At 67.2% G+C, this 14761-nt stretch carries 13 protein-coding genes and 1 riboswitch; of the genes, 10 read left to right on the top strand and 3 right to left on the bottom strand.

Annotated elements, in window-relative coordinates; translation table 11 throughout:
• Positions 1 to 65: 65 nt before the first annotated feature.
• From CLU85_RS15045 to CLU85_RS15035, 3 genes are all read right to left on the bottom strand, one after another.
• Positions 66 to 881, bottom strand: coding sequence for a sulfite exporter TauE/SafE family protein (locus CLU85_RS15045; protein ID WP_100410967.1), 816 nt, complete (start codon positions 879 to 881; stop codon positions 66 to 68).
• Between the two features lie 429 nt (positions 882 to 1310).
• Positions 1311 to 1679, bottom strand: coding sequence for a cell division protein ZapA (locus CLU85_RS15040; RefSeq protein ID WP_100410966.1), 369 nt, complete (start codon positions 1677 to 1679; stop codon positions 1311 to 1313).
• Positions 1676 to 1900 carry a DUF904 domain-containing protein gene (locus tag CLU85_RS15035; RefSeq protein WP_100410965.1) on the bottom strand — a complete coding sequence of 75 codons (225 nt, stop codon included), beginning with the start codon at positions 1898 to 1900 and terminating at the stop codon, positions 1676 to 1678. Before CLU85_RS15035 ends, CLU85_RS15040 begins: the two co-directional genes overlap by 4 nt.
• Positions 1901 to 2124: 224 nt before the next feature.
• A riboswitch (cobalamin riboswitch) is annotated at positions 2125 to 2361 on the top strand.
• An 81-nt stretch (positions 2362 to 2442) separates the two neighbouring features.
• Here CLU85_RS15035 and CLU85_RS15030 point away from each other — a divergent pair.
• From CLU85_RS15030 to cobO, 10 genes are all read left to right on the top strand, one after another.
• Positions 2443 to 4326, top strand: coding sequence for a TonB-dependent receptor domain-containing protein (locus CLU85_RS15030; protein ID WP_100412574.1), 1884 nt, complete (start codon positions 2443 to 2445; stop codon positions 4324 to 4326).
• Entirely contained in the window at positions 4323 to 5681 is a 1359-nt protein-coding gene (locus CLU85_RS15025) for a cobyrinate a,c-diamide synthase (protein ID WP_100412573.1), read from the top strand. The genes CLU85_RS15030 and CLU85_RS15025 overlap by 4 nt, the downstream gene beginning before the upstream one ends.
• Positions 5678 to 6280: a bifunctional adenosylcobinamide kinase/adenosylcobinamide-phosphate guanylyltransferase gene (locus CLU85_RS15020; protein ID WP_100410964.1), complete on the top strand. Its 603-nt coding sequence runs from the start codon at positions 5678 to 5680 to the stop codon at positions 6278 to 6280. Before CLU85_RS15025 ends, CLU85_RS15020 begins: the two co-directional genes overlap by 4 nt.
• Complete coding sequence (locus tag CLU85_RS15015; protein WP_100410963.1) at positions 6280 to 7182, top strand: ABC transporter substrate-binding protein; 903 nt, start codon at positions 6280 to 6282, stop codon at positions 7180 to 7182. Before CLU85_RS15020 ends, CLU85_RS15015 begins: the two co-directional genes overlap by 1 nt.
• On the top strand, positions 7179 to 8213 hold the full coding sequence (locus CLU85_RS15010) for an iron ABC transporter permease (RefSeq protein ID WP_100410962.1): 1035 nt from the start codon (positions 7179 to 7181) through the stop codon (positions 8211 to 8213). The genes CLU85_RS15015 and CLU85_RS15010 overlap by 4 nt, the downstream gene beginning before the upstream one ends.
• Before the next feature lie 82 nt (positions 8214 to 8295).
• Complete coding sequence (locus tag CLU85_RS15005) at positions 8296 to 9114, top strand: ABC transporter ATP-binding protein (RefSeq protein ID WP_100410961.1); 819 nt, start codon at positions 8296 to 8298, stop codon at positions 9112 to 9114.
• Complete coding sequence (locus CLU85_RS15000; protein WP_100410960.1) at positions 9111 to 9578, top strand: hypothetical protein; 468 nt, start codon at positions 9111 to 9113, stop codon at positions 9576 to 9578. The genes CLU85_RS15005 and CLU85_RS15000 overlap by 4 nt, the downstream gene beginning before the upstream one ends.
• Positions 9575 to 9952 carry a DUF2149 domain-containing protein gene (locus CLU85_RS14995; protein WP_100410959.1) on the top strand — a complete coding sequence of 126 codons (378 nt, stop codon included), beginning with the start codon at positions 9575 to 9577 and terminating at the stop codon, positions 9950 to 9952. The genes CLU85_RS15000 and CLU85_RS14995 overlap by 4 nt, the downstream gene beginning before the upstream one ends.
• Positions 9949 to 14148 carry a cobaltochelatase subunit CobN gene (gene cobN / locus CLU85_RS14990; protein ID WP_100410958.1) on the top strand — a complete coding sequence of 1400 codons (4200 nt, stop codon included), beginning with the start codon at positions 9949 to 9951 and terminating at the stop codon, positions 14146 to 14148. The genes CLU85_RS14995 and cobN overlap by 4 nt, the downstream gene beginning before the upstream one ends.
• Positions 14149 to 14177: 29 nt before the next feature.
• Positions 14178 to 14747 (top strand): cob(I)yrinic acid a,c-diamide adenosyltransferase, encoded by a 570-nt coding sequence (gene cobO / locus CLU85_RS14985; protein ID WP_100412572.1) that lies wholly within the window; start codon positions 14178 to 14180, stop codon positions 14745 to 14747.
• The last annotated feature ends 14 nt before the right edge of the window (positions 14748 to 14761 follow it).

The following is a 14761-nucleotide window of genomic DNA, read 5'->3' as shown; positions in this document are numbered from 1 at the left end:
GCTGAGGGTCAGGAATGCCGGCCAATCAGTCAATCAGCCACTGAATGCTTGAGCCTTTGCGGCCCTCAAGCCGCTGATAGGCCCTTCCAAAGCATGTAGGCTGCCAGACCAAACAGCAGGGATGCGAAAACGCGCTTGAGCTGCTTCACGGGAAGATTGTGTGCCGCCTTTGCTCCCAAAGGGGCCGTCAGGACACTGCAGGTGGCAATCACGGCCAGGGCGGGCAGCCAGATGTAGCCCAGGGATGCGGCAGGTAATCCCGCCACGGTCTGTCCGCTGATCACGTAGCCGATCACGTTCGCCAGAGCAATTGGAAATCCGAGCGCCGCACTGGTGGCTACTGCATTGTGAATGGGCACATTGCACCAGGTCATGAACGGCACGCTCACAAAGCCCCCGCCTGCCCCGACCAGGCCCGACAGGAATCCGATCACACCGCCAGCAGCCACTTGACCTCCGCCACCGGGCATCTGGCGTGTGGGAGCGGGCTTCTTGTCCAGGAACATCTGGGTGGCCGAGAAGCTGACGAACAGTGCGAAGAAGATGGCCAGGAAGGACCCCTTGAGCAATGCAAACACACCGAGGCTGGCTACGAATCCACCGAGCACAATGCCGGGGGCCAGGCGTTTGACAATGTTCCATTGCACCGCGCCACGCTTGTGATGGGCACGTACGCTGGATATCGACGTGAACATGATGGTGGCCATCGATGTGGCGATGGCCATCTTCACAGCCAGGTCCGGGGCCACCTTCTGAGCGCCCAGGATATAGGTCAGGAATGGCACCAGCAGCATGCCTCCGCCAATGCCAAGCAGACCTGCTAAAAAGCCTGTGGCAAGGCCCAGCACACCGAGTTCAACGATCAGGAGAGGGTCCAGCATGGCGTGAAGAGAAAGAAGAAAAGGGGAGCGGCGGGACGATGCCCTGTCCGGGATGTGGCAGCAGCAGAGTGCGAAGACAGGGGCATGGGCAAGAAGGTGTCTGCGAATGCCGCCGGACCCTCATCCTGAACCGGGGGTTCAGGTGGGCGAGGGCAGCCAAGCGTTGGGTTCATCTGACGCGAGATGATCACGCTCGCCGGGCAATGTACCAAGCCCGAGCTCGTTGAGCATTGGTTCAAGGAAATATAAGGCCCGACAGCTTCGCAGACGCTGTGATTGTAGGCGCAGGCACAGCGTGCTGTAGAGGAGGTGATATGTAAAGCCCGTAAGCTTTAACGTTTATCGTGCACGCAGCATGGAATTTTTGGGTGGAGCGCCGTTGCTCAATAGATCCGAGGCTGGTGGAGTGCGCCTCGTCTCCTTTGTTTGCTAGAGCAGGCGGCCGTCTTCGCCCAGGGCCTGGTCCAGCCGTTGCACGAGGGAGTGCAGACGATGTTGATCCTCGTCCGGCAAGCGTGTTTCCTGCTGTCCGGGGCTCATGATCGCGGCCGTCGGTGCTGTGGTTGTTTGTGCCGCGCCCGCCACAAGATCGGCCGCCTCGCGGTCCGCGATCTCGAAGGCCAGGTTCAAGGCCGCCAGCACGGCGATGCGTTCACGGGCGCGGACCTTGCCAGCATCGCGGATGCGGGTCATGGCGGTGTCCACGCGTTCTACGGCATCCAGCAAGCGGCTCTCGTGACCCTCGGGGCAGGTCAGCAGATAGCTTTGCTGCAGTATCTGCACCTCGATTTGTTTCATTCGGCTTCTTTCGTGGGCGGCGCGGCTGCGGGAAGGCGTTCAAGCAGAGCATCCACGCGCGCGCGCGCAGCACTCAGGCGTGACTTGAGCGAATCCCGCTCCTGCGTCAATGCCGTCACCTGGTCTGCCAGGAGCGCATTGGTGCGTTGCAATTCCGCATGGCGCAGCAGCAGGCGCTCAACGCGGTCGGCGATCTGGTCGGTAGGGAACGGTGTGGCCATACAGCCTTTGATTGTAGGGCGTGTCTCCCGCTATTTCCTCAGCGCGCTTGGCATTTGCCAGCTCGATCGAGGTGCATAGTGAGTCAAAGAGCGACCTCTGGTCGCTGGGGATTGGCAGGTTGTGCGTCGCAGCACGGCCCGCGACGCTGGGCGCCCCCACTGGCCGCAGAGGGGCTTGAAGGCATTGGCGAAGGACGCATCCTCCGGTTGCGGGTTGTAAACGGTCGTAAAATCGCAGAGTTGGTGCTCGCAGCGTGGTTCACATGCCGCAGTTCAACGGGAAGCAGGGAGGAGGCGCCACGCATGGCGCACCCAGCCTGCGCTGCCCCCGCAACGGTCAGCGGACGAATCATCCGATTCTCTCTCCATCCATACGCCACTGCGTGCCTTGAACAAGCACATGGGAAGGCATTGGGGGTGTTCCGCCAGCCCGGATACCGGCCAACACGGTGGCTGCGTGCGCCTGCTTTGGGCGCTGCGCAGCTGTATCACCCATATGCTGGCGGGAGGCCGGCCCGGGTTGTTTGTTGACGATGATCCCCATGAAAATCCGTACCTTTCGTGCGCGCCCCGTGGCGTTGCTGCGCCTGCCTGCCAATCGCCTGGCCCTGTTGACACTGGCTGTGGGAAGTGCCTGCAGTGCCTTGGCACAAGCCACGCCTGCCAGCAGCGAACTGCTGGCCCAGAACCTGCGCGCTCCCTCGCTGGCAGAAACCGTGGTGGCCGCCACGCGCACGCCGCAGCCGCTCGCCGACCTGGTGGCTGACATCTCCATCGTGGACCGCGAAACCATTGAAAGCAGCGGCGCCACTGGTCTGGCCGATCTACTCGCCCGCTTGCCTGGTGTGGAGTTCTCGCGCAATGGGGGCCCCGGTACCACCACCGGCGTATTCCTGCGTGGTGCCGAGTCGCGCTTCACGGCGGTCTATATCGACGGTGTGCGTATCGACTCGCAGTCCACCGGCGGTGCGCCGTGGGAGAGCATCCCGCTGGGCCTCATTGATCGCATTGAAGTGTTGCGTGGGCCGGCAGGGGCGGTGTATGGGTCAGATGCCATGGGTGGAGTGGTGCAGATTTTCACCAAACGTGGCGAGAACGGCGTAGCGCCCTATGTGGGTATCGGAGTGGGCAGCCGTCAAACCACCAAGATCGAGGCGGGCATCAGCGGCGCCAGTGGCACGGTGGACTATGCACTGGGCTTGGCCCGCGACGACAGCAAGGGCTTCAACGCCCGCCCCATCACCGGGCAGAACCCCGATCGCGACGGCTACCGCACCACAGCGGGCCACGCGCGCGTAGGTCTTCAGGTCAACGCCGCGCACCGCCTCGAAGGCACGCTGATGTCCAACGACTCCAACGCAGGCTACGACAGCGGCTTGGGCAAGGACGACCGCAACCTGCACACCATGCACGCCTTGGGCCTCAACTGGATCGCGCAGTGGAGCAGTGCCTACAAGACGCGCTTGTCCATCACTGACTCGCGCGACGAATACGAAACCCGCCCCTCGCCTTACCTGAGCGACACGCGCCTGCGCGGCTATTACTTCCAGAATGAATGGCGCCAGGGCGCGCACCTGGTCACCGCGGCCCTGGAGCGCCGGGAGGACCGCCTGGAAAACGCTCCCATCGACGCCAAACGCTCGCAGGACGCACTGGCCCTGGGCTACGGCTACAACGCTGCAGGCCACACGGTACAGCTCAATGTGCGCCACGACTCTGACAGCGAGTTTGGCGGCAAGAGCACTGGCAGCGCGGCCTACGGCTATGCCATCACCCCGCAATGGCGCGCCACGGCGTCGGTGGGCACGGCCTTCCGCGCCCCCACGCTCTATCACCGTTTCAGCGAATACGGCGTGGCAACGCTGCGCCCCGAAAGCAGCCGCAATGCCGAAGTGGCGCTGCGTTATGCGCAGGGCAACAGCACGTTCTCTGCCACCCTGTTCCGCAACCGCGTGAGCAACCTGATCTCCTTTGGTGGTGCGGGCACTTGTGCCTCCAGCTTTGGCTGCTACGCCAACACGGCGCGTGCTGAATACAAAGGCGTGACGTTGGCTGGCTCACACCGCGTGGGCGATGTGCAACTGCACGGTTCTGTCGACCTGCAGCGCCCGCGTGACCTGGACACCGGCAAACAGCTGGCGCGCCGCGCCAAGCAGCACGCCACCTTCGGCGCCGACACGCGCCTGGCGGGCTGGACCGTGGGCGCCGAAGTGCAGGCCTCTGGCCGTCGCTTCGACACCGTGGCCAACACCAACGTGCTGGGCGGCTACGCCCTGTTCAACCTGTATGCCAGCACCCGCATTGCACGCGACTACACCTTGCTGGCCCGCATCGACAACCTGGCCGACAAGGACTATCAGCTGGCCCGCACCTATGCCACCGCAGGCCGCACGGTTTATGTCGGTGTGAAATGGGCTCCGCAGTGACACGTTGCCCCGCGCTGCTGATCGCAGCCCCGGCCTCCGGGCAGGGCAAGACCACGGTGACCGCTGCCCTGGCGCGCCTGCACGCGCGCCAGGGCAGGCGCGTGCGGGTCTTCAAGTGCGGACCGGATTTTCTGGACCCGCACTGGCATCAGCTGGCCAGCGGTGCGCCGGTGCACCAGCTTGATCTTTGGATGACGGGCGAGGCGGACTGCGCGCAGCGCTTGCACGATGCGGCCTGCGAGTCGGACCTGATCCTTATCGAAGGCGTGATGGGCCTGTTTGACGGCAGCCCCAGCGCGGCCGATCTGGCCCGGCACTTTGGTGTGCCGGTGCTGGCTGTGGTCGATGCCTCGGCCATGGCGGGCACGTTCGGTGCGCTGGCCTTTGGCCTTCGCCACTACCGCCCGGGCCTGCCTTGGGCCGGCGTGTTGGCCAACCGCGTGGGCAGTGCGCGCCACGCCGACATGCTGCGAGATGGCCTGCAAGACGCCGATGACTGGATGGGGGCGTTGATGCGGGTGCAGTCTGGCACCGCACCCGCCGCTGGCAAGGCCAGCGCCGCCCTGCTGCCCGAGCGCCATCTGGGCCTGGTGGCCGCGCATGAGCTGGACGACAGTTTGCAGCGACTGGACGCCGCCGCCGACGCGCTGGCGGCCACACCCTTGGGTCAGATGGGCTTGGATGATTTGCAGCGCTGGGCCGTGGGCTTTGCACCCCCTGCGCAGCCTGTGCCCGTGCCACCCCTTCTGGCCGGCCGCACCGTGGCCGTGGGGCGTGACGCGGCGTTCTGTTTCACCTACGCCGCCAATGTGCAATGCCTGGAACAGATGGGCGCCCGCGTGGTGTTCTTCTCGCCCCTGCAAGACACGGCGTTGCCGGACTGCGATGCCGTGTGGCTGCCCGGCGGTTACCCCGAGCTGCACACCGCGCAGATCGCCGCCAATACCGGCATGCTGGCCAGCCTGCGCGCCCATGTGGCGGCGGGCAAACCGCTGTGGGCCGAGTGCGGCGGCATGATGGCGTTGTTTGAATCCATCACCCTGGCCGATGGCAGCACGGCCCCGCTGTGGGGCTTGTTGCCCGGCCGCGTGACCATGCAAAAACGCCTGGCGGCGCTGGGCCCACAACAACTGGATGTGGCGGGGCACACGCTGCGCGGCCACACCTTCCATTACTCCACCAGCGACAGCCATGCGCCTGTGGTGGCCCGCACGGCCCGCCCGAACGAGGCAGTTGCGCCGGATGCGGGTGAAGCGCTGTATCAGTTGGGCAGCATCTACGCAAGCTATTTTCATGCGTGGTTCCCGTCCAGCCCCGAAGCCGTGGCGCATCTGCTGGGAGGGGGCTCGGCATGACTTCCGCACCGCACCCCATCACCACCGAACTCATCCTGGGTGGCCAAAAAAGCGGCAAGTCGCGCCGCGCCGAATTGCTGGCGCGTGACTGGCTGGCGCAATCGGGCGACCATCGCGCGGTTCTCATCGCCACCGCTGAAGCCTGGGACGACGAAATGCGCGAGCGCATCGCCCGCCACCAACGCGATCGCGCCGAACGCGTGCCCGGTCTGCAGACCGTGGAAGATCCACACGATGTGGCCGCTGCCGTGGTACGGCTCAGCGCGCCGCAAACCCTGGTGGTGGTGGACTGCCTCACGCTGTGGCTCACACACTGGACCATGCCCTCGGGCATGGAGACTCTTGATTTTGAACAAAAACAGGCTCTAGCGCTTGATTGGCAAGCGCAAGCAGCTATGTTTTTGGAAGCGGTTCGGAAATCCCCTGGCCCCGTTGTTCTGGTGGGCAACGAAATTGGCCTGGGGGTCATCCCGATGGGGCGCGAGGTGCGCGCTTTTGTGGATGCCCTTGGCACGCTCAACCAGCAAGTCGCGCAGGTGTGCCCCCGCGTCACATTGATGGCAGCCGGCCTGCCTCTCACGTTGAAAGAACCCTGCTGATGAAACCAACCCCCGTGCGCCGCATTCTGTGGGTCATTGCCATCGTGGTGCTGCTGGGCCTGCTGATGGCCGGGCTGGCGCAGGCGCAGTCGGTGCATATCAAGGACGACCGCGGCCGCGAGGTCTCGCTGCCCCGCCCGCCACAGCGCATTGTCAGCCTGCTGCCCTCATTGACCGAAAGCGTGTGCGAGCTGGAGCAATGCCACCGGCTGGTGGGCGTGGACCGCTATTCCAACTGGCCTGAGGCCGTGATTGCGAAGCTGCCCAAGGTGGGCGGTGGGCTGGACCCGAGTATCGAGGCCGTTGTGGCGCTTAAACCGGACGTTGTGCTCATGTCCGTCAGCTCGCGTGCCAGCGACCGGCTGGAGGCGCTGGGCGTTACCGTGGTGCAGCTCGAGCCTAAGACCCACGCCGACGTACGCCGCGTGCTGGGCACCTTGAGTGACCTGCTGGGCGTGCCCCGTGCGCAAGGCTCCGATCGGCTGTGGCGCGTGATCGATGCAGGCGTGTTGGCGGCGGCGCAGTCCATCCCGCCCAAGGCCAAGAACACCCGCGTGTATTTCGAGGTGAGCCGCGGGCCCTATGCGGCCGGCGAGGCGTCGTTCATTGGCGAGTCGCTCACCCGGCTGGGCGTGCGCAATGTGGTGCCAGCATCGCTCGGGCCTTTTCCGCGCCTGAACCCCGAGTTTGTGGTGCGCGCCAACCCCGACATCATCATGATCGGCAACCGCAGCATGCAGGCCATGGTGCCGTACCCTGGCTGGGCGAGCATGCGGGCCATTCGAGACAACAAGCTGTGCGTGTTTGGCCCGGGTGATTCCGACGTGGTGGTGCGCCCCGGCCCGCGCATGGCCGAGGCGGCCCGCATCATGGCGCGGTGTATTTCGGACAAGGCGCCATGACCCGCGCCCCCGCCGACTTGCCCACCGGTACGGCCAGCCGCCGTGCGGCATGGTGCGCCGCCTGGCTGCTGCTGGCCAGCGTGGTGCTGGCGTTGACCGGCGTGGGGGTGGGCAGCACCGGCTTTGACAGCGTGCTGCACATGCGTGGCGACCCGGTGGCCTGGCAGATCGTGTGGGATATCCGCCTGCCGCGCACGCTGGGCGCCTGGCTGGCGGGCGCGTTGCTGGGGCTGTCAGGCGCCGTGGCGCAGGGGCTGTTTCGCAATCCGCTGGCCGACCCGTACCTGCTGGGCAGCGCCTCGGGCGCGGCGCTGGGCGGGGCCGTGGCCATGGCGCTGTTTGGTGTCTCGCCCGTGGCGGCGCAATGGCTTGCGCGCATTGGTATCACCGGCATGGCATTTTTGGGCGCGGCAGGGGCGGTGGTGCTGACGCTGTTGCTCGCCAAGGGCGTGCAGCACACTCTGCGCTTGCTGCTGGCGGGCGTGATCGTGGGCGTGGTGCTGGGTGCTCTGCGCGACCTGGTGGAGCTGGCGTCGCCAGACATCTTGCAGGCCATGCAGGCTTTCACATTGGGCAGCACGGCGTTTGTGGGCTGGATGGCCTGCGTGCTGATGGCGGTGGCGTGGGGGTTGTGCTCAGTTGTCGCCTGGATGCTGGCGCGCGCGCTCGACGGCCTCACGCTGGGCGAGTCCACCGCGGCCAGCCTGGGCCTGCCGCTGATGCCCATGCGGGCAGGGCTGGTGGCGGCCATGGCGCTGGCCACTGGCACGGCGGTGGCGCAGACGGGGCTCATCGCCTTTGTGGGGCTGGCCGCGCCGCACCTGGTGCGCTCCATCGTGCGGGTGACGCACGAGCGGCACATCGTGCTCTCCAGTCTGATGGGCGCGGTGCTGCTGCTGGCCGCCGACATCCTGGCGCGCTGGCTGCTGGCACCGCAGGAGCTGCCGGTGGGCGTGCTCACCGCCGCACTGGGCGGCACCTACTTGCTGTGGCTCATGCACCGCCGCACATCGCACGGTGGTGCGCTATGAAGCGACTTGTGCAAAAAGGCTCAAGCAAGTCGCTTGCCGTGACCGCCCCCTGTCGTCGCACCCCCATTTGCGCGAGTTAACTATGAAATTGATAGCTATTGGCGCTTATGGGATAGGCGCTAGCATCGGAAATCACTTGATATTGCAGGGCGTTGACCTGCAATTGCCCGCCGGTCGCTGGACCAGCATCGTCGGCCCCAACGGCGCGGGCAAGTCCACGTTGCTCAAAGCGTTGGCGGGCCTGCTGCCGCGCGCTGCCGTGCAGGGCGAAGTGCAGTTGTTGGGGCGACCCCTCCTGCAGATACCTGCGCGCGAACGGGCCCGGCAGCTTGCCTGGCTGGGCCAGAACGAAGGCTCGGCCGACGACCTCACCAGCTACGACGTCGCCATGCTGGGCCGCTTGCCGCACCAGGCCTGGCTGGCCCCGCCGGGCGCGGCCGACCATGCGGCAGTGGAGCAGGCGCTGCGCACCACGCAGGCCTGGGACTGGCGCCACCGCCCGCTGTCTCAGCTGTCGGGCGGCGAGCGCCAGCGCGTGTTGCTGGCCCGCGCCCTGGCCGTGCAGGCGCAGGTGCTGCTCATGGACGAGCCCCTGGCCAACCTCGACCCGCCGCACCAGACCGACTGGCTGCACACCATGCGCGAACTGGTGGAGGCGGGTGGCACGGTGGTCAGCGTGCTGCACGAGGTGTCGCTGGCACTGCAGGCCGACGACATGGTGGTGATGGCACAGGGCCGCGTGCTGCACCAGGGCGCCTGCGATGCGCCCGATACCCACGCCGCGCTGGAAAGCGTGTTTGACTACCGCATCCATGTGCGGCATCTGGATGGCATGTGGATGGCGCTGCCCTCCCTGCAACGCAAGAACAACAACCAAGCTATTGAGGGAGTGGATGCATGAACATCGAATCGGGTTTTTCGCAGGTCGCGCAGTCGTTGCTCTGGCCCGTGCTGGTGCTGGTCGCGCTGGCGTTTGTCTACGCACTGTGGTCGGGCGGCGCCACGCTCATGGAGGCATGGCAGCGCTGGCGCCAGCCGCAATACCGCTCGCTGCGCGTGGAGCCTGAACTCTCGATGGAAGAGCTGGAGCTGCAACTGGTGCGCCAGGTCGAACCCGTGCGCCTGCTCAGCCGCTTGTCGCCCATGCTGGGGCTGATCGCCACGATGATCCCGCTCGGCCCCGCGTTGCAGAGCGTGGCGGCGGGCAACGGCCAGCAGGCTCTGGCGGTGTTCAGCGGCGCGTTTGCGGGCGTGGTGCTGGCGCTGGCGGCTGCGTCGGTGGGGCTGGTGGTGTACTCGGTGCGCCGCCGCTGGCTGCTGGCCGAACTGCTGGCGGTGCGCAAGGAGCGCGGGGTGGCGCAATGAGCTTGAAGCACCTGAATGTCCTGGCCGAGGACGACGACGACCCGATGCTGTCCGCCGTGAACCTGGTGGACGTGTTCCTGGTGCTGGTGGTGGCGCTGCTCACGGCTGTGGCTGTGCAGACGCAGACCAGTGCCAACGAAAGCGTCACCATCATCCGCAACCCCGGCCAGCCCGACATGGAGGTCGTGGTGCGCGAGCAGGGCAAGGAAGTGCGCTTCAAGGGCGCGGGCAGCGCAGCGCAAGGGCAGGGCGTGCGGGCGGGCGTGGCCTACCAGCTGGAGGACGGCAACATCGTCTACATCCCAGAAAAAGGTGCGCCTCCTGCCAGCACCTCGGCGAGCGGTGCTACAGCGGCTGCACCCGCCAAGCCATGAAGACGCTGATCCTGCGCGTGGCACTGTGGTGCCTGCTGTTTGCCGCGCCGTTGGCGCATGCAGCGCCCGGGCTGCTGTGGTTGACCTCGGACATCACCACCGCCACGCGCACGGCCACCGTTCAGCGGCTGGCCGCTAAAGCGGGCCTGGCGTTTGAACACATCGACTACCCGTTGGGCGGCCCCGCCGTGCTGGCTGCGGCAGACGCCCAAAGGCTGCAGCGCGCGCTGGCCGACGCTGCGCTGGTGTGGGTGGATGCGCCACATGCCAGCGTCGAGGCCCGCCTGCGCCGCATGGCAGGCCCGGCGCTGGATGCCCGCGCAGCGCGCACGCCCGGCCGGGTGGTGTGGGTGCCTGCGGGCAGCCCAGCCATTGACCTGGCCGCGCTGGACACGCCTGCACGCATGGTGGCTTACCTGCAGGCGGGCGGCCCGCGCAATCTGCAGCACGCCATGGCACTGGCACGTGCCACCGCGGCGGGCAACGTGGCGATGCCCCCTCTGCCCAACCCCGAACGGGTGCCCGCCCGTGGCGTTTACCACCCCGAGGCCCCAGGCCTGCTGCCGAATGTGGTGGCGCTGGAGCAATGGCGGCAGGGGCAGCCTGCACTGCGCGGCCAACCGGCCGTGGCCGTGCTGGTGCACCGCCACCACTTTGTGGATGGGAGCACCGAATGGTTGGATGCCTGGCTGCGCACCTTCCGCCAGCAAGGCTTGTTCGCCTATGCAGCCTTTGGGCAGCAACTCAATGCGCAGACCCTGGCCGAGGTGCTGGAGCTTCCATCGGCCAGCGGCACGGGAGCGGGCCCTGAGCGCCTTCACGCCTCCGCCCTGGTGCTGCACCAGCTCGTACCTCAGGCGTCAGCACTGCAACCCTTGCTGCTGCGTTGGGGCGCGCCGCTGCTGGCCACGCAGCCCTACCGGGCGGGCGATGCCGCCGCGTGGGAGGCCAGCGAAACGGGCCTGTCGCTGTCCGACGTGCCGTTCTACCTGGCCCAGCCCGAAGCAGCGGGCGCCATCGACCCCGTGCTCACGGTGGCGCATGGCGCCGAGGGGCGCGACTATCGCCTCATTGAGCGCCAGGCCCAGGCGGTGGCCGCCAAGGCGCGGCGCCTGATCACGCTGCAGACAAAACCCGCCGCCGACAAACGCCTGGTGGCCATGGTCTACAACTACCCACCGGGTGGCACCAACTTCGGCGCCTCCTTTCTCAACGTGCCGCGCAGCCTGGAGCAGGTCTCCGGCGGCCTGGCCGAGGCGGGCTACCGCACCGAGCGCGTGCCCGAGCAGGGCTGGATCGACGGGCTCAAACCGCTGCTGGCAGCCTACTACCCCGGTGCGGATGTGCGCGCGCTGCTGCAAAGTGGCCAGGCCGCCGCGCTGCCGCTGGCACGCTATGAGCAGCACCTGGCCACCCTGCCCAAGGCCGTGCGCGAGCGCATGAACGCGCATTGGGGCGCGTCCGCAAAGAGCCGCTACGTGGTCGAGTGGCAGGGCGAAAAAGTGTTCGCCATCCCGCGCCTGCAGGTGGGCCAGCTGGCCGTGCTGCCCCAGCCCCCGCGCGAAGAAACGCTGCGCCTCGGCCAGAACCCGTTCATGCACAAGGCCAAGGCGCCGCTGTCGCACCATTACCTGGCCGTGTACCTGTGGGCGCAGCTGGAGGCCGATGCACTGATCCACTTCGGCACCCACGGCACGCAGGAATGGGCCGGTGGCAAGGCGCGTGCGCTGGATGTGCACGACGACGCGCTGCTGCCGCTGGGCGACCTGCCCGTGGTCTACCCCTACATCGTGGACAACCTGGGCGAGGCCCTCACCGCCAAGCGCCGGGGCCGCGCCGTGCTGGTGAGCCATCGCACGCCGGTGTTCGCCCCGGCAGGCTTCGAGGCCCGCATGGCCCACATGCACGAGGTGATGCACGAGTGGGAAACCGTGGACGAGGGCCCCACGCGCCGCGCACTCGAAAAGCAGCTGGTGGCGCAGTTTGTGGAGCACCAGCTGCACCGCGACCTGGGCTGGAGCGCCGACCGCATCGCGGCCGACTTCAGCGGCTTTCTTGAAATTCTGCACCCCTACCTGGACCAGCTCGCGCAAAGCTCGCAGCCCAAAGGCCTGGCGGTGTTCGGCCGTGTGCCCGCGCCCGAGCAGCGGCGCGAGACCATCCTGCAGGCGCTGCGCAAGCCGCTGATCGAGGCGCTGGGCGAAGACATCGACGAAGCCTTCCTGATCAAACACGATACCGTGCTGGCCGCGCGCCCCGCGCGCTGGCTGGAAGTGGCGCTGAACGACGCCCAGGCCGCCAGCGTGCTGGACCTGCGCCCCGCGCTGCCCAGCCAGCCATCAGCGGCGGCACCCGTATCGGGCGCATCCGATCTGGTGCGCGCCGAAGACCATGTGCCCAACCGCGCCGCGCGCAAGCCCATCGACACGCCTGCACTGCTGCAACTGGCCCAACGTGCACAGGAGCTGGAGCGCCTGCTGGCCACCGAAGGCGAAATGCCCGGCCTGCTGGCGGGGCTGGAGGGCCGGTTTCTCACCGCTGCTTACGGCGGCGACCCCATCCGCAACCCCGAGAGCCTGCCCACGGGCCGCAACCTCACGGGGCTGGACCCGAGCCGCCTGCCCACGCGGCAGGCTTACGCCGTGGCGCAAACGCTGTTCAACGATTGGTTCAAGGACTACCAGGCGCGCCACAAAGGCCAGGCTCCGCAGCGCATGGCACTGTCGCTGTGGGCGGGCGAAACGCTGCGCCACCAAGGCATCATGGAAGCCCAGGCCCTGGTGGCGCTGGGCATGCGCCCGGTGTGGGACGACTCGGGCCGCCCGGTGCGCGTGGAGACCATTGCCGCCGATGAGCTCAAACGCCCGCGCGTGGATGTGCTCATGAGCATCACCGGCTCGTACCGCGACCAGTTCCCGGCGCTGATGGCGCTGCTCGATCGCGCGGTGGCCCAGGCCGCCACGGCCGAGCCCGGCAACGTGATTGCGGCCAACACCGAACAGATCCGCCGCGAACTGCGCCAGAAGGGCGTGCCGCCAGCCCAGGCCGATCAGCTGGCGCGCGCCCGCTCATTTGGCAATGCGGTGGGTGACTACGGCACGGGCATTTCCGACGCGGTGCAGAGCGACGGCCTGCAGAACAACGATGCGCGCCTGGGCCAGATGTTTCTGGAGCGGATGAGCCAGCCCTACCTGGATGGCGAACCCGTGACCGGCGTGGCCGGTGGCACGGCCGTGCAGGCATTGGGTGCGCATTTGCGCCGCACCGATGCGGCGATCATGTCGCGCAGCTCGCACCTGTATGCCATGGTCAGCTCTGATGATCCGTTTCAGTACCTGGGTGGCCTGTCGGCCGCAGCCCGCGTGGCCGGCCAGCCGCAGGGGCTGGAGCTGCATGTGGCCCAACTGCAGGATGTAAGCGAGCCCACCACCGAAACTGCACGGCGCGCCATCGCGCTGGAGATGCAGTCGCGCTACCTGCACCCCGGCTGGCTCCAGGCGCAGAAGGCGGAGGGTTATTCGGGCACGCTGCAGGTGCTCAAGGCCGTGCAATTTGCCTGGGGCTGGCAAGCCGTGGCGCCTGATACGGTGCGCAGCGACCACTGGCAAAGCTTCTACGACGTGCTGGTGCGCGACAAGCACCAGCTGGGCATGCCCGAGTGGCTGAAAGAGCATCCCCAGGCCTATGCCCAGTCGCTGGAGCGCCTGGTGCAGGCACAGCGCCAGGGCTATTGGCAAGCCGATGCAGAAACGCAAAAGCAACTCGCCCAAACCTACCAGGCGCTGACGCGCGCGGCCCCGCTGGCGGCCGAGCTGCCCAGCGTGCGCCGGTGGGTGGAGCAGGCTGCGCAAGGCGCAACGGCCGCACCCAGCGGCATGGCCGTGGCCACGCCGCAATCGGCACTGCCACCCGCTGCGTCGACCCCGCCCACGCCCCGGTCCGCCGACCTCCCTGCGCCACCCCCGCAGGCAAACCCCGCGCCCACCGCACCTGCCGTGCCAGCTGTACCCGCCATGGGCGTGCTGCTGGAGCGCCAGCCCGAGCGCGAAGCCGCCACCGCCGAGCCCACTCCCGTGGAGCGCATGGCCGGCATCGTGGCCATGCTGGTCATGGCCCTGGTGGTGCTGGCGGGTGCTGCCTGGCAGGCCCGCCAGCCGTTGTCCCTGTCCCGGCAGCCCCGCCTGGTCGGGCTGTAAGAATCGACCCCTCTGAAAGAATGTTCACCATGCAGATCGAAACCCCGCCCACCGAGAAGCGCTATGAAAAGCCCGAAGGCGAACGCCGTGGCATCGTCATCGTCAACACCGGCGACGGCAAAGGCAAAAGCACGGCCGCCTTTGGCCTGGCGCTGCGCGCGCATGGCCGCGGCAAGGCCGTGAAGATTTTCCAGTTCATGAAGGTGCCCTCGGCCCGTTTTGGCGAGCACCGCATGTTCGAGCAGATTGGTATCCCCATTGAGGGCCTGGGTGACGGCTTCAGCTGGAAAAGCCAGGACCTGGAGCACTCGGCGCAGCTCGCGCGCGACGGTTGGGAGAAGGCGCGCGCCGCCATCGTGTCGGGCGAACATTTCCTGGTGGTGCTGGACGAAATCACCTACCCGCTGATCTATGGCTGGCTGCCGCTCGACGGCGTGCTGCAAACCCTGCGCGATCGGCCCAAGGACGTGCATGTGTGCCTGACTGGCCGCCGCTGCCCGCCCGAGATCATCGAGCTGGCCGATACCGTGACCGAGATGCAGATGGTCAAACACGCGTTCAAGGCCGGCATCCCGGCGCAGCGCGGCATCGAAGACTAGGCAGGCCATCGTGT

Source organism: Acidovorax sp. 69, from assembly GCF_002797445.1.
Classification (GTDB): Bacteria; Pseudomonadota; Gammaproteobacteria; order Burkholderiales; family Burkholderiaceae_C; genus Acidovorax.
This window is presented reverse-complemented; position numbering and strand designations above follow the sequence as displayed.

What these genes read in the sequence shown, in the direction of transcription:
- CLU85_RS15045 (WP_100410967.1), bottom strand. Translation starts at nt 881, where the DNA reads ATGCTGGACCCTCTCCTGATCGTTGAACTCGGTGTGCTGGGCCTTGCC.
- CLU85_RS15040 (WP_100410966.1), bottom strand. Translation starts at nt 1,679, where the DNA reads ATGAAACAAATCGAGGTGCAGATACTGCAGCAAAGCTATCTGCTGACC.
- CLU85_RS15035 (WP_100410965.1), bottom strand. Translation starts at nt 1,900, where the DNA reads ATGGCCACACCGTTCCCTACCGACCAGATCGCCGACCGCGTTGAGCGC.
- CLU85_RS15030 (WP_100412574.1), top strand. Translation starts at nt 2,443, where the DNA reads ATGAAAATCCGTACCTTTCGTGCGCGCCCCGTGGCGTTGCTGCGCCTG.
- CLU85_RS15020 (WP_100410964.1), top strand. Translation starts at nt 5,678, where the DNA reads ATGACTTCCGCACCGCACCCCATCACCACCGAACTCATCCTGGGTGGC.
- CLU85_RS15015 (WP_100410963.1), top strand. Translation starts at nt 6,280, where the DNA reads ATGAAACCAACCCCCGTGCGCCGCATTCTGTGGGTCATTGCCATCGTG.
- CLU85_RS15010 (WP_100410962.1), top strand. Translation starts at nt 7,179, where the DNA reads ATGACCCGCGCCCCCGCCGACTTGCCCACCGGTACGGCCAGCCGCCGT.
- CLU85_RS15005 (WP_100410961.1), top strand. Translation starts at nt 8,296, where the DNA reads ATGAAATTGATAGCTATTGGCGCTTATGGGATAGGCGCTAGCATCGGA.
- CLU85_RS15000 (WP_100410960.1), top strand. Translation starts at nt 9,111, where the DNA reads ATGAACATCGAATCGGGTTTTTCGCAGGTCGCGCAGTCGTTGCTCTGG.
- CLU85_RS14995 (WP_100410959.1), top strand. Translation starts at nt 9,575, where the DNA reads ATGAGCTTGAAGCACCTGAATGTCCTGGCCGAGGACGACGACGACCCG.
- cobN (WP_100410958.1), top strand. Translation starts at nt 9,949, where the DNA reads ATGAAGACGCTGATCCTGCGCGTGGCACTGTGGTGCCTGCTGTTTGCC.
- cobO (WP_100412572.1), top strand. Translation starts at nt 14,178, where the DNA reads ATGCAGATCGAAACCCCGCCCACCGAGAAGCGCTATGAAAAGCCCGAA.